Origin of the sequence: Streptomyces violaceorubidus, from assembly GCF_000717995.1 — a bacterium.
GTDB lineage: Bacteria > Actinomycetota > Actinomycetes > Streptomycetales > Streptomycetaceae > Streptomyces > Streptomyces violaceorubidus.
The window spans coordinates 36002-60333 of sequence record NZ_JODM01000028.1 but is presented as its reverse complement, the minus strand read 5'-3'; the positions used below and the strand labels follow the sequence as shown (position 1 = coordinate 60333).

Sequence of the window (24332 nt, the reverse complement as noted above, 5' to 3'; positions counted from 1 at the left end):
GCGTAGGGGTCCCCGCCCCGCGCCTGACCGCGCTCAGGCCAGCAGCTCGCCGTCGATCACCGTGACCGCGTGCCCGCTCAGCAGCGTGCGCCCGCCGCGCAGCCGGGTGCGCACCCGGCCGGGGCGTGACGATGCCTGGAGGCCGGTGAGGTCGGGGCGGCCCAGGCGCTCGGACCAGAAGGGCGCGAGGGCCGTGTGGGCGCTGCCGGTGACCGGGTCCTCGTCGATGCCGACGTTGGGGAAGAAGCAGCGGGAGACGTAGTCGTAGCCGCCGGCCGGGTCCTCGGCGCGGGCGGTGGCGATGACGCCGCGCTCGGAGTGGGCGCTCAGTGCCTCGAGGTCCGGCGTCAGGCCGCGGACGGTCTCCTCGTCGGCGACCTCGACCAGCAGGTCCCCGACGTTCGGCCCGGTGTCCAGGACGGTACGGGGCTCGGTGCCCAGGGCCGCGGCGACGCCCGCCGGGGTCTCGACCGGGGTGAGCGGCGCGGTGGGGAAGTCCAGGGTGATCGAGCCGTCCTCGTGGGGCGTCGCCACCAGGACGCCGCTGCGGGTGGCGAACCGCACCGCTCCCCGGTGGGCGCCCGTGGTGTGCAGGACGTGGGCGGTGGCGAGCGTGGCGTGGCCGCACATCGCGACCTCGGCGGCCGGCGTGAACCAGCGCAGCGCCCAGTCGGCCTCGCCGCCCGGGGCAGGCGGTGGGCGAACGCGGTCTCGGAGTGGTTGACCTCCAGGGCGATCCGCTGGAGCCGGTCGTCGTCCGGGAAGGCGTCGAGGAGCAGGACCCCGGCGGGGTTGCCGGCGAAGGGCCGGTCGGTGAAGGCGTCGACGATTCGGATGCGCATGCCCCGACGCTAGAGCCTGCCCGGGGCCGCCCACCAAGGCCAATTCCGGAGTGCTGGACCGCTTCCCGCGGGCTCAGTCGGCCTCCTGCGCCGCCGTAGGGCTCCCGGGGGGCTTCCCAGGGGCGTGCCCAGAGTTTCCAAGGGCTTGCCGCTTGCCATGCGAATGCTTCCGATATATCGTTGAGTTATCGCGACTGATCAACGACTGAATGGAGTGATGGCGATGCGCAACCACGGATACGAGCGTGGACACGGTGGACACGGCCCCGGACAGGGAGAAGGAGGCCCCTTCGGACCCTTCGGCCGAGGCGGCTTCGACGGCCGGCGTGCGGCCTTCGGCCCCTTCGGGCCGGGTGGCCCCGGCGGCCCCGGCGGGCCCTTCGGGCCGGGCTTCGGACACGGGGGCCCCTGGGGCGGCCGAGGGCGCGGCGGACCCAGGGGGAGGGCCCGGCGCGGTGACGTACGGGCCTCGATCCTGGCCCTCCTGAAGGACCGGCCGATGCACGGCTACGAGATGATCCAGGAGATCGCCGAGCGCAGCGGCGGGGCGTGGAAGCCCAGCCCCGGTTCGGTGTACCCCACCCTCCAGCTGCTGGAGGACGAGGGGCTGATCGCCAGCGAGAGTGAGGGCGGCAAGAAGCTCTTCGCGCTCACCCAGGCGGGCCGCACCGCGGCCGAGGAAGGCCCGGAGGCACCCTGGGAGGAGGCCTCGCGAGGTGTCGACTGGGAGGCGCTCAACGACATCCGGCAGGCCGGATTCGGACTGATGGAGGCCTTCGGCCAGGTCTGGAAGACCGGCAGCAAGGAGCAGCGGGAGAAGGCGCTCGCCGTCATCGGTGACGCCCGCAAGAAGCTGTACCTGATCCTCGCCGACGAGGACTGACACCCACCGGGACGCAGGGGCCCCGCGGAGGAGATCCGCGAGGCCCCTCCTTCCTGTCCTTCGCGTCCTTCGGGTCCTTCGTGCGCGGGTGCAGTGTCCGTGGGGGGCGGTCAGTCGACCCGTCGTATCACCGCCGCGTCGAAGACGTCCCACGCGCGCGGGAAGGCGCTCTCGTCGTGGCAGTGCCAGGCATCCCAGAACAGGTCGGCGAGCAGCGCCTCCGCGGGGGCGTCCACCCGGTACACGTACTGCCTGCCGTCGACGGCGGGCAGTGCCACGAGCCAGCACCTGCTCCTCATGCCCCTGTTCGACCCGCGAGCAAGCCATTCGGTTGCCCCAGGGGGCGCGAGGCAAGGCGGCGCGCGCCCGGCAGGCCGGAACGGCCTGATCTCATCCCCAAGGAGGAGATTCCGTCCCGGCGGGTCCACTCTGTGTGGGACGGCGAAATGCTTCCCGTCGGGGATGACCGGGCCCGGCGGGACTGATGAGCTGGGCGATGTGCAACCCCGTATCCCCCGGCAGTCGGCCGGCGAGCAAGGCGGCCGGTGGCCGGACGGCATTGACCTCGAGGACAGGTTCAGCGCGGAACTGGCCTCGGCGGTCTCCGGTGCCCGCCGCCGCGCGGTGCGGGACGGGGACCGGCAGATCGACACCGCCCACCTGCTGCACTCGCTGCTGGAGTGCGACGCGGAAGCCCGTGAGCTGCTCGGGGACGGGCCGCGGATCGTCCGCGTCCTCGGCTACCTCGTGCAGCGCAGCATCGGATACGGCCTGCGCTGGCAGAGCTCCGTCGAGGACTCCGGCGCCGTGCCGGTCGTCACCGGCACCGCCGGGTTCTCCGCCCCGGCCGCGGCGGCCCTGGAGGACGCCTGCGCCCGCGCCGCCCGGCGCGGGGCCGCGCGGGCCGCTGGCGTGGACCTGCTCGCCGCCCTGGTCGCGGACCCGCGCACGCGGGCCGTCGAGGTGCTGGCCCGCGCCGCCGTCGAACCGCCCGCCGTGCTCGCCCGCGTGGAGAGTCATGTCGAGCCGACATCCTGAGCACGTTCCCGCCGCACCCGCCGCACCCGCCCCCGGGCGCCACTCGGCCGTCCAGTCGCTGAGACAGGTGTCATTGGGGGTGACGCTCATGTCGACCCCTGTCATCATGTGCCGGTGCATACGACTGACAGCGCCCGCGGCAACCGCGGCAAGGGCACCGGGCTCGGACTGGCACTGGCCTCCGCGGTCGCCTTCGGAGGTTCCGGGGTCGCGGCCAAACCACTGATCGAGGCCGGACTCGATCCGCTCCACGTGGTGTGGCTGCGGGTGGCCGGAGCGGCCCTGGTGATGCTGCCGCTCGCCGTGCGCCACCGCACGCTGCCGCGCCGCCGTCCCGCGCTGGTCGCCGGGTACGGCCTGCTCGCCGTGGCCGGTGTGCAGGCCTGCTACTTCGCCGCCATCTCCCGCATCCCGGTGGGCGTCGCGCTGCTCGTCGAGTACCTGGCGCCCGCCCTGGTCCTCGGCTGGGTGCGGTTCGTACAGCGGCGGCCGGTCACGCGCGCCGCCGCGCTCGGGGTGGTCCTGGCGGTCGGCGGTCTCGCCTGTGTGGTCGAGGTCTGGTCGGGACTGGGCTTCGACGCCCTCGGACTGCTGCTCGCGCTCGGCGCCGCCTGCTGCCAGGTCGGCTACTTCGTCCTGTCCGACCAGGGCAGCGACGCCGGGGAGAAGGCGCCCGACCCGCTCGGCGTCATCGCCTACGGCCTGCTCGTGGGTGCCGCCGTGCTCACCGTCGTGGCCCGCCCCTGGTCGATGGACTGGTCCGTCCTCACCGGCACCGCCCGCATGGACGGCACACCCGTCGCCGCCGCCCTGCTGCTGGCCTGGATCGTGCTCATCGCCACCGTGCTCGCCTACGTCACCGGCATCGTGGCCGTGCGCCGGCTGTCGCCGCAGGTCGCCGGAGTCGTGGCCTGTCTCGAAGCGGTCATCGCGACCGTCCTGGCCTGGGTGCTGCTCGGCGAGCACCTCTCCGCCCCGCAGATCGTCGGCGGCGTCGTGGTGCTGGCCGGCGCCCTGATCGCCCAGTCCTCGACCCCCGCGAAGGGCTCCGCGGACCCGGTGGCCGGTGGGGGGCCCGAAAGGGAGTTGGCGAGCCGGGGCACGGCGACCTAGGGGGCGGATCATGCATGCCGACGCACTCGTCCTCCCGCCTCCGGCCGCCTGAGGCGGGCCCCTGTGACGAGCCCGGCGCGCTGTCGCCGGGCCGGACGGTGCTGCCCGCAGACGAAGGTCCCCGCGCCCCGGTCGCTCCGGGCCGCCCCGAACTTCTGCGCCTCGTGCGCGTCTGCGGAGAGAAAACGTGTCGAACGCCGTCTCCGGCCTGCCCGTCGGGCGTGGCCTCCTCTATCTGATCGTCGCCGGTGTCGCCTGGGGCACCGCCGGTGCCGCCGCCTCACTGGTCTACCGCGCCAGCGACATGGGTCCCGTCGCCCTGTCGTTCTGGCGCTGCGCGGTGGGGCTCGTCCTGCTGCTCGCCGCCCGCCCGCTGCGTCCGCGGGGGCGCCCGGCCGTCCGTGAACCCTTCGCCCGCAAGGCGCTGCGCGCCCTTGTCACCGGCATCGGGCTCGCGGTCTTCCAGACCGCCTACTTCGCCGCCGTGCAGTCCACCGGGCTCGCCGTGGCCACGGTCGTCACCCTCGGCGCGGGGCCCGTGCTGATCGCCCTCGGCGCGCGCCTCGCCCTCGACGAACACCTCGGGGCGGGCGGCGCCGCGGCGGTCGTGGGCGCGCTCGCCGGGCTCGTGGTGCTCGTCCTCGGCGGCGGGGGGACGACCGTCCGCCTGTCGGGTGTGCTCCTCGCGCTGCTGTCCGCCGCCGGGTACTCGGTGATGACCCTGCTCACCCGCTGGTGGGGCCGGGACGGCCGGACGGACGCGGCCGGCACGTCCGTGGGGGCGTTCGCCGTGACGAGTCTGTGCCTGCTGCCGCTCGCCCTGGTCGAGGGCCTGGTGCCGCACAGCACCGAACCGGTCCGGCTCCTGTGGCTCCTCGCCTACGTCGCCGCCGTCCCGACCGCCCTCGCCTACGGGCTCTACTTCGCCGGAGCGGCCGTCGTCCGGTCCGCCACCGTCTCCGTGATCATGCTCCTGGAGCCGGTCAGCGCCGCGGCGCTCGCCGTCCTGCTGCTCGGCGAGCACCTCACGGCGGCGACCCTGGCCGGCACCCTGCTGATGCTCGGCTCGGTCGCGGGGCTCGCGGTGGCGGAGACGCGGGCCGCGCGGGAGGCACGGACTCGACCTGCGCCGGCGTGACGGCGGGGCCCTCCCGCGGGACCCGGGTCCGAGGGCCGGGGCCTGACGCGCGGGACGGTGTCACCCGGCCGACAGGTAGTCGGGCAGCGCGATGCCGGGCGCCAGCGCCGGATCGGCGACCGGAGCCTCGTACCCCTTGCGCAACGGGACGAGACCGGCCCAGTGCGGGAGGCCGAGGTCCTCCGGTTCGTCGCTCACCCCGCCGGTGCGGAGCTTGGCGGAGACCTCGTCCAGGTCGAGCCGGATCACGGCGGTGGCGGCCAGCTCCTTCTTGTCGGCCGGCCGCGCATCGCGGGAACGGCCCGGGACGACGTGGTCGACCAGCGCGTCCAGGGCCGTGCGCCGCTCCTCGGGGTCCGTCACCTCGTACGCCGTGCCGTGCACCACCACCGACCGGTAGTTGATCGAGTGGTGGAAGGCCGAGCGGGCCAGCACCAGCGCGTCCACGTGCGTCACCGTCAGGCAGACCGGCAGCCCCGGGTCGGCCGCGCCCGTCATCCGCAGGGGGCGCGAGCCCGTCGAGCCGTGCACGTAGAGCCGCTCGCCCACCCGGCCGTACAGCGTCGGCAGGACCACGGGGGCGCCGTCGCGGACGAAGCCGAGGTGGCAGACGTAGCCCTCGTCGAGTATCGAGTGCACCAGTTCCTTGTCGTACGCGGCCCGGTCGGGGGAGCGGGTGGGGACGGTGCGGTCGGTGGGCGGATAGGTGTCCGTGGGCTGCGGCGGTGTCCCCGTGGTCCCCTGCATGGCGGTCTCCAATGCACTAGTGCACAATTGCCTTTGTGCTAGGAGAGTATCGGATCACAGGGCGGGGCGCAGCGGAGATTTCCGCGAGCGTCGAGCGTGCGGTGGGCTCGGGGGAGCTGTCACCGGGTCAACCCCTGCCGCCGATGCGGGAGTTGGCGCAGCGGCTCGGGGTGAATCCGAACACCGTGGCCGCCGCCTACCGCACCCTGCGCGAGCGCGGGGTCATCGAGACGGCCGGGCGGCGGGGCAGCCGGGTGCGCGCGCGGCCGGCCACCACCGGGCGCGAGTTCATCCGCGTCGACGTGCCCGCCGGTGTGCGCGACGTGTCCGACGGCAATCCCGACCCGGCGCTGCTGCCCGCGCTCGGCCCGGTCTTCGCCGCGGCGGCCGGACAGGGCGACCGCGAACCGGTGCTGTACGGGCACGCGCCCGTGGACCCGGAGCTGGCCCGCGTCGCCCGGGCCGCACTGGACGCCGACGGTGTGCCGGACGGGCCCGTGGAGGTGACGTCCGGCTCCCTGGACGCGATGGAGCGGGTCCTCGCCGCCCATCTCAAGCCCGGTGACGCCGTCGCCGTCGAGGACCCCGGCTGGGGCAGCCTCCTGGACCTGGTGCCCGCGCTCGGCCTGCGCACGGTCCCCGTCGGGGTCGACGACCAGGGACCGCTGCCCGAGGACGTGCGCCGGGTCCTCGCGGCCGGCGCCCGCGCCCTGGTGGTCACGGACCGCGCGCAGAACCCGACGGGCGCCGCGGTGGGGCCGGCCCGCGCGCGTGCCCTGCGGTCCGTCCTGCGCGAGCACCCCGGGACCCTCCTCATCGAGGACGACCACGGCCACGGCATCGTCGACCTCCCGCTGCACCCCCTCGCCGGTACAACCCGCAGCTGGGCCCTCGTCCGCTCGGCGGCCAAGGCCTGCGGCCCCGACCTGCGGCTCGCCGTGCTCACCGGGGACCCCGTCACGCTCGACCGGGTACGGGGGCGGCAGCGGCTCGGCCCCGGCTGGGTCAGCCGCATCACCCAGCGGGCCGTGGCCCGGCTGTGGGCCGAGGATGCGGTGGACGCCCGCGCGGTGGCCGGGGTGTACGGGCGGCGCAGGGACGCGCTCCTCGGCGCGCTGGCCGAGCACGGGGTCGCCGGACACGGCCGCAGCGGCATGAACGTGTGGATCCCGGTGCCGGACGAGACCGGCGCCGTCGCCCGGCTCCTGCACGCCGGCTGGGCCGTGGCCCCCGGCGCCCGCTTCCGCCTGGGCGCGCCGCCCGGCATCAGGATCACCGTCTCGACGCTGGGGGAGGAGGACGTCGTGCCGCTGGCGGAGGCGGTCGCGGCGGCGGTGGGGCCGGGCGCGGGAGCGAACCGGAGCCGCGTCTGAGCGGCCCGCCCCTCGGACCTCAGACCCGTGAGCCCTGGCGTACCCCCGGCGACGCCTGGGGCGACGGTGCGGCCGCTGGTGCGCCACCGCCCCGGCCGGCCCTGGGGCGGGACTGGGTCAGTGCCGCGCCGGCGAGGACGACGGCCGCGCCGAGGGGTGTCGACCAGGACAGCGACTCGCCGAGGAGCGCGACGCCCGCGGCCGTGGCGATGACCGGGGTGAAGTACGTGACCATCTGGGCCGTCGTCGGGCCGACCTCGGCGACCAGGTCGTACTGGACCAGGAAGGCGAGCCCGGTGCCGAGGACACCGAGGGCCGCGACCGCCAGCACGGGGAGCAGCGGGAAACCGGACGGCACCGACGTGAACACCGGTGTCACCACGGCCAGTTGCAGCGTGGCCAGCCCCAGCTGGGCGCCGGTCAGCGAGAGGTGGGAGTGGCGGGACGCGGCCAGGGTGCGGCGGACGTAGATCCACCCGACCGGGTAGCTGAACGAGGCCAGCAGGGCGAGCGCCGTGCCCGTGACGTCGAGGCCGTGGAAGCCCTGCCAGACGCCGAGCACCGTCAGGACGCCGAGGAATCCGATCCCGAGGCCGGCCACCCGGCGGCGCGTGGGCCGGTCCTCGGACAGGGCGACCAGCGACAGGGCCATGCCCCACAGCGGCGAGGTCGCGTTGCAGATGCCGGCGAGCGACGACGGGATCGTCAGCTCCGAGAAGGCGAACAGCGAGAACGGCAGCGCGTTGAGGAGGAATCCGGCGACCGCCAGGTGAACCCACGTCCACGCCCCGCGCGGCAGCCGTTCCCGCTTCACCGCCATCGCCGCGGCGACCACCGCCGTGCCGAACGCCAGCCGGCCGAGCGTGACCTGGAACGGGGCGAAGCTCTCGGTGCCCACCTTCATGAAGAGGAAGCTGAAACCCCAGACGAGGGAGAGGAGTCCGAAGCGCAGCCGCCAGTCGAGGACGCGGCGGACCGGGGCGGGGGTGGAGGGGACGCTGCTGCTCATGCAGGCAACGATGGAGCAGCCGTCCTCGTAGCACAATCGAGATTTCGCACCGGGTATCTCGTAGCATCGCTTACATGTTGAACCTGGAGCGCCTGCGGACCCTCGACGCCCTCGCCCGGCACGGATCGGTCAGCGGGGCCGCGGCCGGACTGCACATCACCACCTCGGCCGTCTCCCAGCAGATGGCCAAGCTGGAGCGCGAGGCCGGTCAGCGGCTCCTCGCGAAGAACGGGCGGGGCGTGCGTCTCACGGACGCCGGCCGGCTGCTCGCCGAGCACGCCGCCCGCATCCTCTCCCAGGTCGAGCTGGCCCAGGCCGACCTGGAGGCGCAGCGCGGCCAGGTGGCGGGCGAGCTGCGGCTGTCGGCGTTCCCGACGGCTGCCCGCGGTCTCTTCCCCGCCGCGCTGGCCACCCTGCGCGCCGAGCACCCGGTGCTGCGCGTCCGCTCCTCGGAACTCGAGCCGGAGCGCGGCATCAACGGCGTGGTGCGCGGCGACCTGGACCTGGCCGTCGTGCTCGACTGGTACAACAAGCCGATGCCGCTGCCCGACGGCCTGGTCAAGGCGCCGCTCCTGGACGACCCCGCCGACGTGGCCCTGCCGGTCGGCCACCGGCTCGCCGGCCGCGACGAGGTGGACCTCGCCGAGTTCGCCGAGGACGAGTGGATCACGTGGGGCGAGGGCGAGTTCTGCCACGAGTGGCTGATGTTCACCCTGCGCTCGAAGGGCATCGAGCCGATCGTCGGTCACCGCGCCGCCGAGACCCACACCCAGCTCGGGCTGGTCGCCGCGGGGCTCGGTGTGTGCATCGCCCCGCTGCTCGGACGCCACCCGATGCCCGCCGAGGTCGTCACCGTGCCGCTGAGGCAGCGGGTGCGGCGGCACGTGTACGTGGTGTGGCGGGCGGACGCCGACCGCCGCCCGTCGATCCGGGCGGCGGTGGACGCGCTGCGGGCGGCGGCGCGGAACGTGGCACAGGAGGGGTGAGCCGCGGGGAGGGGGCGACCGCCTAACCGGGCGCCAGCTTGCGGAAGTCCCAGGAGACGACCTTCTCCGGCGTCAACCGCAGCCAGGCGTGCCGGCCGTCGTGCGGCATCTCCCGGAGGCCGAAGTGCTTGCGGGCGAACAGCGTCTCCGGGAGGTCGAGTTCGGCGCACAGCGCACCGGTGCGCGGCGCCTCGCCCACGAACTCCACCCGGCCGGACAGCTCCGCGCCCCGCAACTCGGCGTACTCCTCACCGGCGTCGACGACGACCGCCACCCGGGGATCGTGCCGCAGGTCCGTCCAGCGCCGGCTGCGCACGACCGAGTACAGCCACATCGAGGCACCGTCCCACACGTACCACAGCGTGCTCACGTGCGGGGCGCCGTCGGCCGAGACGGTGGCGACCCGGCAGGTGCGCCCGCCGGTGAGGAACGAGTCCAACTCGCCGGGGCTCATCATGATCCTGCGCCCCCGGCGCTGCGGCACGGTCATCCGGCCAGCCGGATCGAGTCCCCGCTGACCGTGATCTGCACGGCGGGCAGCGGCTTGGGCGCGGGACCTGCCTGCACGCTGCCGTCGGTGATCGAGAAGCTGCTGTTGTGGCAGGGGCAGTTGATGAGACCGTCGGCCACGCTCTTCACGGCGCAGCCCTGATGGGTGCAGGTGGCGGAGAAGGCCTTGAAGTCGCCCGCCGCGGGCTGGGTCACCACCACCTTCTGGTCGGGGAAGACCTTCCCGCCGCCCTCGGGGATGTCGGCCGTCGCCGCGAGGGCGGCCCCGGCCCCCGCGTTCTCGCCGCCGCCCGAACCGCTGCCGCCCGCCTCCTGGGAGGGGCTGCCGGAGGGAACGGTGCCGGTGTCGCCGGACGCGTCGTCCGAGCCCGAGCAGGCGGCCAGCACGGCGGTGAGCCCCGCCGCCCCGGCCGCCGCCACGACGGTACGACGGGCCGGTCCCGCCGCGGGATGAAAGGATGCGCTGGTCATGCTGGGGTCCCTTCGGGGTGGATGCCTGATGATCTGCCGTCAGGTACGGTCCCGCGGCACCTGTTGTTCAGAGCCGGCGGCCCTCCGTCACCGACCGGCCCGCGGGCGACTCCGTGCGCGACTCCGCCCGTCGCACCGGCCGCCCGTCGGCAGGCGCGCCGACGACCATGTGGACGACCGTTGTCCGCGACCGGGCCGAAGTCAAGCCGATGGCCGCCCTCGGGAACACACGGCACGGCCGTCGCCGGGCCCGGGGCGGGCTCACAGCCAGCCCGCACGCTGGGCCTGGAGGGCCAGCTGGAAGCGGTTCGCGGCGCCGAGACGGGCCATCAGGATCTGGAGGCGGCGGAACAGCGTACGGCGGCTGATGCCCAGCTCACGGGCGGCGACCTCGTCGGTCGCACCGCCGGCCAGCAGCCGCAGCAGGCGCCGGTCGGTCGGCGCCAGCCCCGCGGGGCGGGCCGCGAGACCGTGCAGCGGGACGGCGTCGCGCCAGGTCTGCTCGAACAGGGCCGTCAGCGCGAAGAGCAGGCCGCAGGGCTGCACCACCAGCATGGTGTTGTGCACGTCGACATCCTTGATCGACAACGACACCAGCGCGTAGGCCTCGTCGATGATCAGCAGCTTGACCGGCACCGAGGGCAGCACCCTGGCCTGCTCGCCCGCCTCGATACAGGGTTCGATGACGTCCTTGAGCTGGCCGGGCCGCTCCAGCGCCTCGCGCGCGTAGACGACGCGCTGGGTCACCCCGCGGGCCAGCGTCGCGAGCGCGTCGTCGGTCGCGCCGGGCAGATGGACGTAGGGCGGGGATTCGAACTGGCGGATCTGCTCGCGCGCGCTGGCCCACGCCTGACGCATCCTCGGGCCGATGTCCTCCCCGGTGACGACCTCGACGAGGTCGTCGTTGTACGCGGCGAGCCGCCGGCGCCGGAAGGACTCGAACGCGCCCCCGACGGCGACGCGCGACTCCTCCAGCTCGGCCGCCCGGTGCCGGGCGAGCACCTCCAGGCCCGCCGCGGGAGGCACCGGGGCCACCACGTCCTCGTCCCCGGCCGCGGCGCTGGCCAGACCGATGTCCGCCAGGGCGGCGTACGCCGCCGTGAGCCGCGCCCCGCCCAGACCGGTCGCCGCGCCGATCGCCGCCAGCGGTGCCGGGGACAGCTCCAGGAGGGACAGATAGACCCGGCAGGCCGTGGGGTCGAGCCCCAGGACGCGCAGGGACTCGCCGAGTTTCTCGTTCGCCATGAGGCGATTATCGGTCCCACCGGCCCGGTGGTGGCCGATCAGTGCCACTGGCACTCCTGCGCCCCGGCGCCCTCCCGGAGGCGGTACCGTCCCCGCCGCCGCGGGGTACCGACCCGCGGCGGCGGAGCCCTCGCAACGGCTCCCCGGCAGCCCAGCGGAAGAAGGTGCACGACGTGGCGAACCGTCGGAAGAACAGCCTGTACCCGAAGCTCTCGGCGGAGCTGTCCGCCGTGATGCGCACGGGCTGGGCGGACACGGAGCGGCACGACCTCACGCCCGCCGCACAGGCCCCGTACGCCGCCCGACGCCGTGCGGCGCTCTCCGCGCGGTTCCCCGGCGAACGGCTCGTGGTCCCCTCGGGCAACCTCAAGACCCGCTCGAACGACGACACCTACCCGTTCCGGCCGTACTCCGGATACGTGCACATGAGCGGCGACCAGGTGCGCGACGGAGCCCTGGTGCTCGAACCCCGCGCGGACGGCGGACACGACGCCTACTGCTACCAACTGCCCCGGGACAGCCGGGACGACGACGAGTTCTGGACCGGCGCCCACGCCGAACTGTGGACCGGCCGGCGCCGCTCGCTGGCCGAGTCGGAGCGCGTCCTCGGCCTGCCCTGCCGCGACGTGCGCACCGCCGCCGCCGACCTGGCCGCCGCCCCGGACGCGCGGACCCGGATCGTGCGCGGGATCGACCCCGCCCTGGAGGCGGCCGTCACCACCGACGCCGAGCGCGACGCCGAACTGGAGGACGCGCTGAGCGACCTGCGCCTGGTCAAGGACGCCTGGGAACTCGGAGAGATGCGCAAGGCGGTGGACTCCACCGTGCGCGGCTTCACCGACGTCGTGGGCGAACTGTCCCGCGCGGTCGCCTCCTCGGAGCGGTGGCTGGAGGGCACCTTCTTCCGCCGGGCCCGCCTGGAGGGCAACGCGGTGGGGTACGGCACCATCTGCGCCGCCGGCGAGCACGCCACGATCATGCACTGGACCGACAACGACGGCCCGGTCCGCCCCGGGGACCTGCTGCTCCTGGACGCCGGGGTCGAGACGCGGTCGCTCTACACCGCCGACGTCACCCGCACCCTGCCGATCAGCGGCACCTTCACGCCCTTGCAGCGCGAGGTCTACGACGCGGTGTACGAGGCACAGGAGGCGGGGATCGCGACGGTCAAGCCGGGCGCCGCTTACCGCGACTTCCACGAGGCGGCCCAACGCCACCTGACGGCGCGGCTGGTGGAGTGGGGCTTCATCGAGGGGCCGGTCGAGCGGGCGTACGAACTGGGTCTGCAGCGCCGCTTCACCATGGCCGGCACCGGTCACATGCTCGGCCTGGACGTCCACGACTGCGCGCGGGCCCGCACCGAGGAGTACGTGGACGGCCTGCTGGAGCCCGGCATGTGCCTGACCGTCGAACCGGGCCTGTACTTCCAGGCGGACGACCTGACCGTGCCCGAGGAGTGGCGTGGCATCGGCGTCCGGATCGAGGACGACCTGGTCGTCACCGACGACGGCCACGAGAACCTCTCGGCGGGCCTGCCCCGCAGCGCTCACGAGGTCGAGGCCTGGATGGCCCGCTTCGCGGGCTGAGCCCGCGGAAGACCCCCGAGGCTTCCAGGAGGAGTCCTCGTCCCGGCCCGGCCGACGTCGGCCACGTCGGTCCGGGCCCGTCTCGCCGACGGTCACCCGCGGTCACTATGCTCACCCCATGCCCGGGGGAGCCTCCCCGCGGGGAGGGCAAGGCTGAAGAGACGGGTGGCCCGCACAAGTGTTGAGTAAGGTCCTCGCGACCCGCTACATCACGCCGCTGCGCGAGGGCGGCTCGCTGCCGGGACTCGTCGAGGCCGACGACGCCGGGACCTACGTCCTGAAGTTCACCGGCGCGGGCCAGGGCCGCAAGACGCTCGTCGCCGAGGTGGTCTGCGGCGAGCTCGCCCGCCGGCTGGGCTTCCGGGTCCCACGGCTGGTGACCGTCGACCTCGATCCGGTGCTCGGGCTCGGCGAACCCGACCAGCAGGTGCAGGAACTGCTCAAGTCCAGCGGCGGCACCAACCTCGGCATGGACTTCCTCTCCGGCGCGCTCGGCTTCGACCCGCTCGCCTTCGAGGTGAGCGCGGAGGAGGCCGGACGGATCGTCTGGTTCGACGCGCTGGTCAACAACGTCGACCGCTCCTGGCGCAACCCCAACCTGCTGCGCCTGCGCGGCGAGACGTGGCTGATCGACCACGGCGCCACCATGATCTGGCACCACAACTGGCCCGGCGCCGAGGCGTCCGCCGCCCGCCCCTACGACGCCACCGACCACGCCCTCGCGCGTTTCGCCCCGGACGTCCGCTCGGCCGCCGCCGCCCTCGCGCCGCTGGTCACCGAGGGACTCCTCGCCGAGGTCACCGCCGAGATCCCGGACGTCTGGCTGCGGGACGAACCCGGCTTCGCCACACCCGACGACCTCCGCCGGGCCTACGCCGGGCCCCTGCTCGCCCGGGCCGCCACGATCCACGAACGCGTCAAGGGGGTGCGGTGAGCGACCGCCACGTCTTCGAGTACGCGCTGCTGCGCGTCGTGCCGCGCGTCGAGCGCGGGGAGTGCGTCAACGCCGGCGTACTCGCCTACTGCCGCGCCAAGTCCTACGTCGGCGCCCGCACCCACCTCGACGAGGGCCGACTGCTGGCCCTGGACCCACGGGTGGACCTGCCCGGGGTGCGTGCGGCGCTGCGCGCCGTGGAGGGCGTGTGCGCCGGAGGGGACGCGGCGGGCCAGGCGGCCGAGGACGATCCCGGCCGCCGGTTCCGCTGGCTGATCGCGCCCCGCTCGACCATCGTCCAGCCGGGCCCCGTCCACACCGGCCTCACGGCCGATCCGGCGGCCGAGACGGAACGGCTCCTCGACCTGCTGGTGCGGTAGGGCCGGGGCCCGCCCGCACGGTCGGGCACGCGCCGACCGTGCCGTGCCTTCAGGCGCGTCGGCGGCGCCTGATCACGAGGCCCGACGCGAGCGCCGCGCCGGTGACGAAGGCCAGGCCGATGGCGATGTCCCAGTCGCTGGGCCCGGTGCCCGAGGCGCCGCCCAGGCCGCCCTGCGTGCCGAGCGTCGGCGTCACGGCGGGGGAGGCCACGGGCGCCGGTGTGCTCACGGGCGGGGCGGGCACCGTGGTGGCCGGCCTCGGCAGGGAGGTGGCGGAGATCGTCGGGGGCTGGTCCCGGTCCCCCCGCGCCGCGCCGCCCGCGCCTTCGTCCCCCCGGACCTCACGGATGCCGCCCTGGTCGAAGGAATCCCGGCCCGCGGCGTGCGACTGCCCGGGCCGGTCCTGGTCGATCCGGCCCTCGTCGGGACGGTTGAGGCCGGGTCCGCCTCCACCGTGGGCGTTCCCGTCCGGCCGGACCTGACCCGCGCCGCCCGCGTCCGACGCCCCGTCGTCGGGCCGCCCTTCGTCGAGTCGCCCGTCGCCGACCCCGCCCCCGTCGAGCCGGCCGTCGTCCGGTCGGCCCTCCTCGATCGGGGCCGCCTCGGACGGGTCTTCGTGGATTGCGTCGGGGCACGACGGGTCCACAGCTCCCGGATCCTCGTCCAGCCCGATCGGTACCGCTTCCTGGTAGGTGAAGCTCCGGCAGTCCGGCTCCAGGTCCGAGGTGAGGTCCTGGGCGGGTGCGGGGTTGGCCAGCGGCACAATCGCGGCGATCGCGACGGCTATGCCTGCTGCACCGGTGCGACGGCGCATGGACGCCTCCTTTCCGGCCACGAGTGGCTCGCGCTTCGACGCTAGGGGCCCGGCGCCCGGGCGGCCCGCAGCGCTGGGCCGATCGGGGGACCGGGGCGCCGCGGCGCACCGTCGGGGCCGGGTAATGGATCACACCGGGCCGGTGTCCCGTTGACACCGGGTGCCAGGGCTTCTAGCGTCACGTCTGCGGAAGGTACTAAGCGGTCGCTCACCCAGGGCGCACGCTCCGCACGGGCCGCATCCCCAGGACGAGGAGAAGCAGCGAATGTCCACCACTGAGCAGCGGGTCGCCGTAGTCACCGGAGCCGCGCGCGGCATCGGCGCCGCCACCGCCGTACGACTGGCCGCCGAGGGCCGTGCCGTCGCCGTCATCGACCTCGACGAGGCCGCCTGCAAGGACACCGTGGAGAAGATCACCGCGGCCGGCGGCAGGGCGATCGCGGTGGGCTGCGACGTCTCCGACGAGGCGCAGGTCGAAGCGGCCGTCGCGCGGATCGCCGAGGAGCTGGGCGCGCCGACGATCCTCGTCAACAACGCGGGCGTGCTGCGCGACAACCTGCTGTTCAAGATGAGCGTCTCCGACTGGGACACCGTCATGAACGTGCACCTGCGCGGGGCCTTCCTGATGTCGAAGGCCTGCCAGAAGCACATGGTGGACGCCACGTTCGGCCGCATCGTCAACCTGTCCTCCTCCTCCGCGCTCGGCAACCGCGGCCAGGTCAACTACTCCGCCGCCAAGGCCGGTCTCCAGGGCTTCACCAAGACCCTCGCCAAGGAACTGGGCAAGTTCGGCGTCACCGCCAACGCCGTCGCGCCCGGCTTCATCGCCACCGAGATGACCAAGGCCACCGCCGACCGCGTCGGCATGGGCTTCGACGACTTCAAGGCCGCCGCCGCCACCCAGATCCCGGTCGCGCGCGTCGGCGAGCCCGAGGACATCGCCAACGCCATCGCCTTCTTCACCGGCGAGGCCGCCGGCTTCGTCTCCGGCCAGGTGCTCTACGTGGCCGGCGGACCGCTCGACTAGGGCGGGCGGAGACCAGGGAACACCGGGATTAGGGACCACTGACATGACTGAACTCCCCGCCCTCTCCGGCAAGGTCGCGCTCGTCACGGGCGCCAGCCGGGGCATCGGCTACGGCGTCGCCGAGGCGCTCGTCGCGCGCGGCGACCGGGTCTGCATCACCGGCCGCAACGAGGACGCGCTGAAGGAGGCCGTCGACAAGCTCGGCTCCGACCGGGTCATCGGCGTCGCCGGCAAGGCGCACGACGAGGCCCACCAGGCCGTCGCCGTCGAGCGCGTGATGGAGGCCTTCGGCCGCGTCGACTTCCTGGTCAACAACGCCGGTACCAACCCGGTGTTCGGCCCGATCGCCGACCTCGACCTGAACGTGGCGCGCAAGGTCTTCGAGACCAACGTGATCTCGGCGCTCGGCTTCGCCCAGCGCACCTGGCACGCCTGGCAGAAGGACAACGGCGGCGCGATCGTCAACATCGCCTCCGTCGCGGGCCTTTCGCCCTCGCCCTTCATCGCCGCGTACGGCGTGAGCAAGGCGGCGCTGATCAACCTCACCGCGCAGCTGGCGCACGAGTTCGCGCCCGGGGTGCGGGTCAACGCCATCGCCCCGGCGGTCGTGAAGACCAAGTTCGCCGCCGCCCTGTACGAGGGCCGCGAGGAGGAGGCCGCCGCGGGCTACCCGCTGGGCCGGCTCGGTGTGCCGTCCGACATCGGCGGCGCCGCCGCGTTCCTCACCTCGGAGCAGTCCGCCTGGGTCACCGGTCAGACGCTCGTCGTCGACGGCGGCATCTTCCTGAACGCCGGCGTGGCCTGATCTCGCCCACCAGGACCCCGCACGATCGATCCCGGACACGGGCGCCGTCGACGAGAACGGCGCCCGTGTCCGCGTATCGGAACCCGGTGCACGATGACAACGTAGTCATCCTCAAATGATCAAAACCCCTGTTCAGAAGGGGGTTCCGGGGGCATGGCGCTGCGGTATGGTCTGCCGACTTCGGTACGGCGGATCGAGGAGCGTGCGCGTGTTCAACCGGAAGCGAGGCCTGCGGCGGGTCGCGGCCATCGTGTCCATATCGTCACTGGCCACCGGATGCGGGATCCTGTCGTCCGACAGTTCCAGGAGCGAGGAGCCGATCGTCGTGGGGACCACCAGCGCCCCCAGCACGCTCGATCCGGCCGCGTCCTGGGACGGCTCCTGGGAGCTGTTCCGGAACATCTACCAGACGCTGCTCAGTTACCCCAGCGGGGCCACCGCACCCCAGCCCGACGCCGCCGAGCAGTGCTCGTTCACCGACAGCACGAACCAGGTGTACCGCTGCGAGCTGCGCGAGGGTCTGACCTTCTCCAACGGCGACCGCCTCGACGCCCGGGCCGTCAAGTACTCGATCGACCGGATCAAGGACATCAACGTCAACGGCGGTCCGGCCGGCCTGCTCGGCAGCCTCGAGCGGGTCCAGGCGCCGAGCGGACGCGAGGTGGTCTTCCACCTCAACAAGCCCGACGCCACCTTCCCGTTCGTGCTCGCCACCCCCGCCATGTCGATCGTCGACCCCGGCGACTACCCCGCGGACGCCCTGCGCGAAGGCAACGGTGTGGTGGGCTCGGGCCCGTACACCCTGCAGTCGTACGAGGACGGCGAACGGGCCGAGCTCGTGCGCAACGACCGCTACGAGGGGTTCGCCGAGCGGCACAACAAGGCGGTGACCGTCCGCTACTTCAAGGACTCCGCCGGCATGGTGAAGGCGCTGCGCGACGGGGACATCCAGGTGACCTACCGCGGCCTGGCCGCCGACGACGTCATCGCCCTCCAGGGCCAGGAGGGCAAGGAGGAGAACCTCCAACTGGTCGAGGGCAGCGGTACGGAGATCAGCTACCTCGTCTTCAACCCCGAGGACCCCTGGGCGGGACGCAAGGAGGTGCGCCAGGCCGTCGCCCAGGTGATCGACCGGACGATGATCGCCCACCGGATCTACCAGGACACCGTCGACCCGCTGTTCTCGATGGTCCCCAAGGGCCTCACCGGTCACACCACGGGCTTCTTCGACGACTACGGCGACCCCAGTGTCCCCAAGGCCCGCAGGATACTCGAGGACGCCGGCATCACCGACCCGGTCCCGCTCACCCTCTGGTACACCACCGACCGCTACGGCTCCGAGACGGCGCTGGAGTTCAAGGAGCTCAAGCGGCAGCTCGACGCCTCCGGCCTGTTCGAGGTCACCCTGGAGAGCCGTCCCTGGAAGACGTACGTCGCCGGCTACCAGAAGGGCGAGTACCCGGTCTTCGGTCGCGGCTGGTCCCCGGACTTCCCGGACGCGGAGAACTTCATCGCCCCCTTCGTCGGCAGGCAGAACGCGCTCGGCACGCCCTACCTCTCGCCGAAGATCACCGGTGAGCTGCTGCCGCGCTCACGCCGGGAGAGCGACCGCGCCGACGTGGAGCGGGAGTTCGAGCAGGCGCAGCAGATCATGGTGGACGACGCGCGGCTGCTGCCGCTGTGGCAGGGCAAGCAGTACGTGGCCGCCAGTACGGACATCTCGGGCGCGGAGCAGGCGCTGGACCCGTCGACGATCATGATGATGTGGCAGCTCGAACGGAAGACGAGCTGGTAGGCGGCCCCCGTTGTCAGTGGTCGGCGGTAGGTTCTTGGGCAGTGGAAGCGACCGCACAGCGTAAGGAAGTTGACGTGACCGACATCGCCATGCTGCCCGAGTCCTGGCGCGAGGTGCTGGGGGGCGAGCTGCAACAGTCCTACTTCAAGGAGCTGATGGAGTTCGTCGAGGAGGAGCGGGCGAGCGGCCCCGTCTACCCCCCGCGGGAGGAGGTCTTCGCCGCGCTGGAGGCCACGCCGTTCGACCGGGTGAAGGTGCTGGTCCTCGGCCAGGACCCGTATCACGGCGAGGGCCAGGGGCACGGGCTGTGCTTCTCGGTCCGGCCGGGGGTGAAGGTCCCGCCGTCCCTGCGCAACATCTACAAGGAGATGCACGCGGAGCTGGACACCCCGATCCCGGACAACGGCTATCTGATGCCGTGGGCGAAGCAGGGCGTCCTGCTGCTCAACGCGGTGCTCACGGTCCGCGCCGGCGAGGCGAACTCGCACAAGTCCCGCGGCTGGGAGCTGTTCACCGACGCGGTGATCCGCGCGGTGGCCGCCCGGACCGACCCGGCGGTGTTCGTGCTGTGGGGCAACTACGCGCAGAAGAAGCTGCCGCTGATCGACGAGGCGCGGCACGCCGTGGTCAAGGGAGCGCACCCCTCCCCGCTGTCCGCGAAGAAGTTCTTCGGCTCCCGCCCCTTCACCCAGATCAACGAGGCGGTCGCGGCGCAGGGCCACGAACCGATCGACTGGACCATCCCGAACCTGGGCTGAGCCGGACCCGGTGCCGCCTGACGGGCAAAGCGGACGCGTGCGGTTAGCGTCGTCGGGACAGCCGACGAGGGCACGGAGGACGCGGTGGCGAAGGGACAGGAGCAGGCGGCGCCGGATGCCGTGCTGACGCGGATCGGTCAGGTCGCCATGCTGCACCACGCGGGCGACCGCGAGGAGGCCCGGCGCCGCTTCCTCGGCCTGTGGGCGGAGATCGGCGAGCACGGCGACGCCCTGCACCGCTGCACGCTGGCCCACTACCTGGCCGACACCCAGGACGACCCCGCGGAGGAGCTGGCCTGGGACCTGCGGGCGCTGTCGGCCGCCGAGGAACTGACGCAGGGCCCGCCCGCCGACGCACACGAGGGCACGTCCGCCGCCCGGGCCCTCTACCCCTCCCTCCATCTGAACGTGGCCGCGGACTACGACCGGCTCGGTCACCGGGAGGCCGCCCGGCTGCACCTGGGGCGCGCCCGCGCCGCGGCCCGGTCCCTCGCGCCCGGGCGCTACGGGGAGGGCGTGCGCGCCTCGATCGACCGGCTGGAGCAGCGCCTGGACCGGGCCGCCCGGGACACCGAGGGGCCCGACCGGCCCGACGGCTGGGGCCGCCCGCCCCGGCAGCGCCCTTAGCTCCGGCCCCGGCCCGGCCCGTCCCTGCGCTGGGCGGGCCGGGCTCAGCGGCCGTACGCCTGCTCGCAGATGCGGGCCTCGGGGCTGCCGGGCCGCCAACCGCCGTACTGCTTGCCGAGGGAGCACACGTCCGCCTTCCCGCCGGTGCCGTCGCCGGACACGCGGGGGAGGTCCGGTACACGGGGCCGGGAGGGCTCGGGCGCCCGGGTGTGCGCCGGTGCCGCCGGACGGGCGGGCCGCCGTTCGGGGGCGTGGGCGGCCGGGGGACGGTGCGGGGCGGACGGGGGCGCGGAGGGCTGTGTGCGGCGCGGTTCTCCGCCGGTGCGCTCCGGGCTCGGGGAGGATTCGATCATCTCCAGGGCCTCCCGCGCCGGGGCCTGGACGACGCGGGGCTCCGCCGGGCCGTCCGGGCGGGGCGCCAACGAGCGCGCGCCCGCCGCCGACGGTTCGGCCGGGGACGGGGCCCCGACCGTCGTACAGCCGGTCAGGGCCGAGACAGCCACGGTCACCAGAAGCGTTGCGGTGGTCGTCGTTCGATGCACCCGCGCCACTCTGCTGGTTCGGGGCCCCCGACCGGCGCCGGACGAGCGGAGGTTGCCCCGCACGGGTGATCTCCGGCCCCGTACGGAGTCCCGTGGGTGACCCGGGGTGACGTCAGTCGCCGGTGGCTCCGTCGAGCCGCTCGCGGATCAGGTCCGCGTGCCCGTTGTGGCGCGCGTACTCCTCGATCATGTGGGTGTGGATCCAGCGCAGGGTGTAGCGCTCGCCGGTGCGCAGGTGCCTGCCCCGGGTCGGTTCGCCCAGGGGGACCCCGGCCGTGTTGCGCCGGGCCGCCTCGATCTCGGCCTGCCAGGTGGCGTGGGCCTCGGCGAAGGTGTCCGACTCGGTGAGCCGGAACTCGCCGTCCGGGTCCTCGTCGGAGTAGTAGATCGGGCCCGCGTCCTCGGCCGCCAGCACCCTGCGGTACCAGCTGCGCTCCACCTCCGCCATGTGCCGGACGAGTCCCATCAGGGTCAGCGTCGACGGTGCCGCGGCGGCGGTCCGCAACTGCTCGTCGGTGAGTCCCTCGCACTTCCAGGCGAGGGTCTGCCGGTGGTACTCCAGCCAGCCCTCCAGCATCGTGCGTTCGTCGGCGTCGACGGGGGGTTCGCGGCGTTCGGTCGTCATCCCGGCATCCTCGCCCACAACGGACGGTCCCACCAGGGGTTTCAGCTGTCCGAACCGCCGCCCGGCATGCCCCCGAGGAGCTCCCGCACCCCCGACCGCACCTCGTGGAGGCTCGGCACCTCGGCGGGGAAGGTCCCGGTCGGACCGCTGAACATCAGGCCGTCCGCCCGGGCCAGAGGCGACAGCACGTGCCGGGCCGGCGTCAGCGCGCGGTTGCGGGTGACGCCCGGCGCGTCGCCAGTGCCGGCGCGGCCACCAAGGCGTCGGCCGACACCCGCCACAGCCAGTACCTCGCCGCCCGCACGGCCGCCCGGCTGTTCCGCACGACCGCGATCGCCCACCGGGCGGTCAAGGTGGCCCGCCTCGACCTGATGGGCAACCGCGCCTCGACCGCCGTCCGCGACGCGGCGATGTCCGCCCTGTCCAGGGCCGGACCGGCCCCGTTCCTGCGCGGCTTCGACGGCATCGCCGACTGGCGGCCCCCGCAGCCCCCGTATGCTTCCCGGCGGACCCAGGTCGGCGAGCACAACGAACGGTAGAGGAGCACAGCCCGTGAAGGTCGGCTGCATCGGACTCGGTGACATCGCGCAGAAGGCCTACCTGCCGGTGCTGGCCGCCCTCCCCGGGATCGAGCTGCACCTGCAGACCCGTACCCCGGCCACCCTCACCCGGGTCGCGGACAAGCTGCGCATCCCCCCGGCGCAGCGCCACGCCGACCTGGACGCGCTGCTCGCCCAGGGGCTCGACGCCGTCTTCGTGCACGCGCCGACCGCCGCCCACCCCGAGATCGTGGCCCGGCTGCTGGACGCCGGCGTCCCCACGTACGTGGACAAGCCCCTCGCCTATGAACTCGCCGACTCCGAGCGCCTGGTGGCCCTCGCCGAGGAGCGCGGCACCAGCCTCGCCGTCGGCTTCAACCGGCGCCACGCCCCCGGGTACGCGCAGTGCGCGGAGCACCCGCGCGAGCTGATCCTCATGCAGAAGAACCGCACCGGGCTGCCCGAGGACCCGCGCACGATGATCCTCGACGACTTCATCCACGTCGTCGACACGCTGAGGTTCCTGGTGCCGGGACCGGTCGACGACGTGACCGTGCGCGCCCGTGCCGAGGACGGCCTGCTCCACCACGTCGTGCTCCAGCTCGCCGGGGACGGCTTCACCGCGCTCGGCGTGATGAACCGGCTCAGCGGCTCGGCGGAGGAGATCCTGGAGGTCTCGGGCCAGGACACCAAGCGCCAGGTGGTCAACCTCGCCGAGGTGATCGACCACAAGGGCCAGCCGACCGTGCGGCGGCGCGGCGACTGGGTGCCGGTGGCCCGCCAGCGCGGCATCGAGCAGGCGGTGCTCGCCTTCCTGGACGCGGTGCGCTCCGGGGAGGTGCTCAGTGCCCGGGACGCGCTGGAGACCCATGAGCTGTGCGAGCGCGTGGTGCGGGCCGTGCTCGGCCGCTCCGCCTGAGCCGCGCCGCCCCCGCGCCCTGCGCGGCGCCCCAGGCGGCGAGGACCAGCAGCGCCGCGTACACCGTCCAGTCGCCGTAGCGGACGTAGGGCGTGGTGCCGTGGGCGAGCGGGATCTCGTACACCCGTGAGGTACTCGCGCCGGTGCCGAGCCAGGAGCCGATCCGCCTGCCGTTCGCGTCGTAGACGGCGGAGACGCCGGTCAGCGTCGCGTGGACCATCGGCCGGCCGGTCTCGGCGGCGCGCAGCGCGGCGAGCGAGGCGTGCTGCTCGGGCGCCCAGGTGTGCTGGAAGGTCGAGGTCGAGGACTGGGCGACCAGCACCTCGGCACCGTCGGCGGCGAGGCTGCGGCTCATGTCGGGAAAGGCGCTCTCGAAGCAGACCATCGGCCCGATCCGCAGTCCGTCGCCGACGTCCATCACCACCTGCTCGGTGCCCCGCCTGCGGTCCTCGCCCGCCGCCTTGCCCACGGAGGTGGCCCAGCCGAGCACCGAGCGGAAGGGCACGTACTCGCCGAAGGGGACGAGCCGCATCTTGTCGTACCGGTCGCCGGTCGGGCCCTCGGGGCCGACGAGCACCGAACTCTTGTAGATGCCGGGTTTGTCGGAGCGCCGCGCGTCCACGTTGACCAGGATGTCCGCGCCGGTCTCCCGGGACAGCGCGGCCAGCCGCCGGGCGAGGTCCGGCCGGTCGTCCAGGTCGAAGCCGACGCTGCTCTCGCCCCAGACGACCAGATCGAGGTCCCGGTCGGTGAGTTGCCGGGTCAGCCGCTCCTCGCGGTCGAACCGCCGGTCGGCGCTGTCCGCCCCGGCGACGACGCCCGGCTGCACCACCGCGATCGCGACCCGCTGGTCGGTGTCGGGGCGCGGTGACCAGATCCAGGCCGCCGAGGTGGCCGCGGCCGTGGCGACGAGCCCGGCCAGGGCCGGCACCCTCGCCCGGCGCACGGCGACGAGGACGGCGAGCGCGACGTTGACGCTCACCACCAGGAAGCTGAGCAGCCACACGCCGCCCACCGAGGCGAGCCGCAACGCCGGGGCCACCTGCCACTGGCTGGCGCCGAGCATGCCCCAGGGGCCGCCGAGCCCCTGCCAGGAGCGGACCAGCTCCGCCAGCAGCCAGCCCGACGGCAGCACCACCAGGGCCGCCGCGACCCGGCCAGCCGACGGCGCCCCGCCCAGCGTCCGGTGCACCAGCCAGCCCCACGGGACCCACAGCGCGCCGAGCAGCGCGGCGATGACGAACGTGAACACGTGCAGGTTGGGCAGCAGCCAGTGGTGCATGGCCAGCACGAAGCCGAACCCGCCGCACCACCCGTCGTACGCCGCGCGCCTGCCGCCCGGCGCGGTCCGGGCCAGCAGGATCCAGGGGATCAGCGCGAACCAGGCCCACCACCACAGCGCAGGGCCTGGAAAGGCGAGCACGGGCAGGGCCCCGGCGAGCACGGCGACGGCCGAGCGCCGCCACCGGGAGGCGAGCCAGTGGTCGAGCGTCTTCATGGACTCCTCCCTACCGATGATCCCTACCCGGCGATCCCTGCAGTGTGCGCACGCGACGAGGGCGAATTCAGTTGATCACACCGAAGGCCGTGCGGGGCACACCGAGGGCTGTCCAGCGGGTGAGGCCC

26 protein-coding genes and 2 pseudogenes are annotated in these 24332 nt (G+C 73.9%); 16 read left to right on the top strand and 12 right to left on the bottom strand.

Annotated elements, in window-relative coordinates; translation table 11 throughout:
* Nucleotides 1-33 precede the first annotated feature (33 nt).
* Nucleotides 34-842, bottom strand: a pseudogene (locus IE94_RS36130) (PhzF family phenazine biosynthesis protein).
* A 223-nt stretch (nucleotides 843-1065) separates the two neighbouring features.
* Between IE94_RS36130 and IE94_RS37545 the strand changes: the two are divergent.
* Entirely contained in the window at nucleotides 1066-1725 is a 660-nt protein-coding gene (locus tag IE94_RS37545; RefSeq protein WP_063829745.1) for a PadR family transcriptional regulator, read from the top strand.
* Between the two features lie 110 nt (nucleotides 1726-1835).
* Here IE94_RS37545 and IE94_RS39540 read toward each other — a convergent pair whose 3' ends face one another.
* Nucleotides 1836-2003: a hypothetical protein gene (locus IE94_RS39540; protein WP_037923674.1), complete on the bottom strand. Its 168-nt coding sequence runs from the start codon at nucleotides 2001-2003 to the stop codon at nucleotides 1836-1838.
* 220 nt (nucleotides 2004-2223) lie between these two features.
* Here IE94_RS39540 and IE94_RS0127315 point away from each other — a divergent pair, with 220 nt between their 5' ends.
* The 3 genes from IE94_RS0127315 (at nucleotide 2224) to IE94_RS0127305 (ending at nucleotide 5014) form a co-directional block, all read left to right on the top strand.
* The gene (locus IE94_RS0127315; protein ID WP_030189377.1) at nucleotides 2224-2763 is read left to right on the top strand and encodes a Clp protease N-terminal domain-containing protein; all 540 of its coding nucleotides are present in this window, start codon (nucleotides 2224-2226) and stop codon (nucleotides 2761-2763) included.
* 108 nt (nucleotides 2764-2871) lie between these two features.
* Nucleotides 2872-3876, top strand: coding sequence for an EamA family transporter (locus IE94_RS0127310; protein WP_030189375.1), 1005 nt, complete (start codon nucleotides 2872-2874; stop codon nucleotides 3874-3876).
* A gap of 187 nt (nucleotides 3877-4063) precedes the next feature.
* On the top strand, nucleotides 4064-5014 hold the full coding sequence (locus IE94_RS0127305; protein WP_030189373.1) for a DMT family transporter: 951 nt from the start codon (nucleotides 4064-4066) through the stop codon (nucleotides 5012-5014).
* A 60-nt stretch (nucleotides 5015-5074) separates the two neighbouring features.
* Here the strand turns inward: IE94_RS0127305 and IE94_RS0127300 are convergent, their stop codons facing one another.
* Entirely contained in the window at nucleotides 5075-5761 is a 687-nt protein-coding gene (locus tag IE94_RS0127300) for a pyridoxamine 5'-phosphate oxidase family protein (protein WP_030189371.1), read from the bottom strand.
* Between the two features lie 35 nt (nucleotides 5762-5796).
* Here IE94_RS0127300 and IE94_RS0127295 point away from each other — a divergent pair, with 35 nt between their 5' ends.
* Nucleotides 5797-7134 carry an aminotransferase class I/II-fold pyridoxal phosphate-dependent enzyme gene (locus IE94_RS0127295; RefSeq protein WP_030189369.1) on the top strand — a complete coding sequence of 446 codons (1338 nt, stop codon included), beginning with the start codon at nucleotides 5797-5799 and terminating at the stop codon, nucleotides 7132-7134.
* 19 nt (nucleotides 7135-7153) lie between these two features.
* On the opposite strand, the gene IE94_RS0127290 is transcribed toward IE94_RS0127295, so the two are convergent.
* Nucleotides 7154-8143: a DMT family transporter gene (locus IE94_RS0127290; protein WP_037923671.1), complete on the bottom strand. Its 990-nt coding sequence runs from the start codon at nucleotides 8141-8143 to the stop codon at nucleotides 7154-7156.
* 74 nt (nucleotides 8144-8217) lie between these two features.
* Here IE94_RS0127290 and IE94_RS0127285 point away from each other — a divergent pair, with 74 nt between their 5' ends.
* The gene (locus tag IE94_RS0127285; RefSeq protein ID WP_030189365.1) at nucleotides 8218-9129 is read left to right on the top strand and encodes a LysR family transcriptional regulator; all 912 of its coding nucleotides are present in this window, start codon (nucleotides 8218-8220) and stop codon (nucleotides 9127-9129) included.
* 22 nt (nucleotides 9130-9151) lie between these two features.
* On the opposite strand, the gene IE94_RS0127280 is transcribed toward IE94_RS0127285, so the two are convergent.
* The 3 genes from IE94_RS0127280 to IE94_RS0127270 form a co-directional block, all read right to left on the bottom strand.
* Entirely contained in the window at nucleotides 9152-9619 is a 468-nt protein-coding gene (locus IE94_RS0127280; protein WP_030189363.1) for a pyridoxamine 5'-phosphate oxidase family protein, read from the bottom strand.
* Nucleotides 9616-10110, bottom strand: coding sequence for a Rieske (2Fe-2S) protein (locus IE94_RS0127275; protein ID WP_030189361.1), 495 nt, complete (start codon nucleotides 10108-10110; stop codon nucleotides 9616-9618). Before IE94_RS0127275 ends, IE94_RS0127280 begins: the two co-directional genes overlap by 4 nt.
* A 261-nt stretch (nucleotides 10111-10371) precedes the next feature.
* A complete protein-coding gene (locus IE94_RS0127270; RefSeq protein WP_030189359.1) occupies nucleotides 10372-11355 on the bottom strand; it encodes a helix-turn-helix transcriptional regulator in 984 nt (327 codons plus the stop codon).
* A 173-nt stretch (nucleotides 11356-11528) separates the two neighbouring features.
* Between IE94_RS0127270 and IE94_RS0127265 the strand changes: the two genes are divergently transcribed.
* The 3 genes from IE94_RS0127265 (at nucleotide 11529) to IE94_RS0127255 (ending at nucleotide 14255) form a co-directional block, all read left to right on the top strand.
* The gene (locus IE94_RS0127265; protein ID WP_030189357.1) at nucleotides 11529-12941 is read left to right on the top strand and encodes an aminopeptidase P family protein; all 1413 of its coding nucleotides are present in this window, start codon (nucleotides 11529-11531) and stop codon (nucleotides 12939-12941) included.
* A gap of 178 nt (nucleotides 12942-13119) precedes the next feature.
* Nucleotides 13120-13875 (top strand): HipA family kinase, encoded by a 756-nt coding sequence (locus IE94_RS0127260; RefSeq protein ID WP_030189355.1) that lies wholly within the window; start codon nucleotides 13120-13122, stop codon nucleotides 13873-13875.
* Nucleotides 13872-14255, top strand: a complete 384-nt coding sequence (locus IE94_RS0127255) for a DUF3037 domain-containing protein (RefSeq protein ID WP_030189354.1) — start codon at nucleotides 13872-13874, stop codon at nucleotides 14253-14255. Before IE94_RS0127260 ends, IE94_RS0127255 begins: the two co-directional genes overlap by 4 nt.
* 49 nt (nucleotides 14256-14304) lie before the next feature.
* Here the strand turns inward: IE94_RS0127255 and IE94_RS0127250 are convergent, their stop codons facing one another.
* Nucleotides 14305-15069, bottom strand: coding sequence for a hypothetical protein (locus tag IE94_RS0127250; protein WP_030189352.1), 765 nt, complete (start codon nucleotides 15067-15069; stop codon nucleotides 14305-14307).
* Nucleotides 15070-15334: 265 nt separating this feature from the next.
* Between IE94_RS0127250 and fabG the strand changes: the two genes are divergently transcribed.
* The 5 genes from fabG to IE94_RS0127225 all read left to right on the top strand — a co-directional run bounded on the left by fabG (nucleotide 15335) and on the right by IE94_RS0127225 (nucleotide 20081).
* Nucleotides 15335-16096 (top strand): 3-oxoacyl-ACP reductase FabG, encoded by a 762-nt coding sequence (gene fabG, locus IE94_RS0127245; protein WP_030189348.1) that lies wholly within the window; start codon nucleotides 15335-15337, stop codon nucleotides 16094-16096.
* A 43-nt stretch (nucleotides 16097-16139) separates the two neighbouring features.
* The gene (locus IE94_RS0127240; protein WP_030189342.1) at nucleotides 16140-16901 is read left to right on the top strand and encodes an SDR family oxidoreductase; all 762 of its coding nucleotides are present in this window, start codon (nucleotides 16140-16142) and stop codon (nucleotides 16899-16901) included.
* A 208-nt stretch (nucleotides 16902-17109) separates the two neighbouring features.
* On the top strand, nucleotides 17110-18696 hold the full coding sequence (locus tag IE94_RS0127235; protein WP_030189341.1) for an ABC transporter substrate-binding protein: 1587 nt from the start codon (nucleotides 17110-17112) through the stop codon (nucleotides 18694-18696).
* A 74-nt stretch (nucleotides 18697-18770) separates the two neighbouring features.
* Nucleotides 18771-19454 carry a uracil-DNA glycosylase gene (gene ung / locus IE94_RS0127230; RefSeq protein ID WP_030189339.1) on the top strand — a complete coding sequence of 228 codons (684 nt, stop codon included), beginning with the start codon at nucleotides 18771-18773 and terminating at the stop codon, nucleotides 19452-19454.
* Between the two features lie 84 nt (nucleotides 19455-19538).
* Complete coding sequence (locus tag IE94_RS0127225) at nucleotides 19539-20081, top strand: hypothetical protein (protein WP_030189337.1); 543 nt, start codon at nucleotides 19539-19541, stop codon at nucleotides 20079-20081.
* 44 nt (nucleotides 20082-20125) lie between these two features.
* Here IE94_RS0127225 and IE94_RS0127220 read toward each other — a convergent pair whose 3' ends face one another.
* The 3 genes from IE94_RS0127220 to IE94_RS38450 form a co-directional block, all read right to left on the bottom strand.
* Nucleotides 20126-20590, bottom strand: coding sequence for a hypothetical protein (locus IE94_RS0127220; RefSeq protein WP_245235321.1), 465 nt, complete (start codon nucleotides 20588-20590; stop codon nucleotides 20126-20128).
* 145 nt (nucleotides 20591-20735) lie between these two features.
* Nucleotides 20736-21248, bottom strand: a complete 513-nt coding sequence (locus IE94_RS0127215; protein ID WP_030189333.1) for a DinB family protein — start codon at nucleotides 21246-21248, stop codon at nucleotides 20736-20738.
* Between the two features lie 41 nt (nucleotides 21249-21289).
* Nucleotides 21290-21436, bottom strand: coding sequence for a hypothetical protein (locus IE94_RS38450; RefSeq protein WP_425337985.1), 147 nt, complete (start codon nucleotides 21434-21436; stop codon nucleotides 21290-21292).
* A gap of 90 nt (nucleotides 21437-21526) precedes the next feature.
* Here IE94_RS38450 and IE94_RS36120 point away from each other — a divergent pair.
* Nucleotides 21527-21787 (top strand): annotated as a pseudogene (locus tag IE94_RS36120) (monooxygenase); the annotation flags it as partial.
* Between the two features lie 13 nt (nucleotides 21788-21800).
* Entirely contained in the window at nucleotides 21801-22706 is a 906-nt protein-coding gene (locus IE94_RS0127200) for a Gfo/Idh/MocA family protein (RefSeq protein WP_030189330.1), read from the top strand.
* On the opposite strand, the gene lnt is transcribed toward IE94_RS0127200, so the two are convergent.
* On the bottom strand, nucleotides 22630-24204 hold the full coding sequence (lnt, locus tag IE94_RS0127195) for an apolipoprotein N-acyltransferase (RefSeq protein ID WP_030189328.1): 1575 nt from the start codon (nucleotides 24202-24204) through the stop codon (nucleotides 22630-22632). The two genes, IE94_RS0127200 and lnt, sit on opposite strands and share 77 nt — an antisense overlap.
* Between the last annotated feature and the right edge of the window lie 128 nt (nucleotides 24205-24332).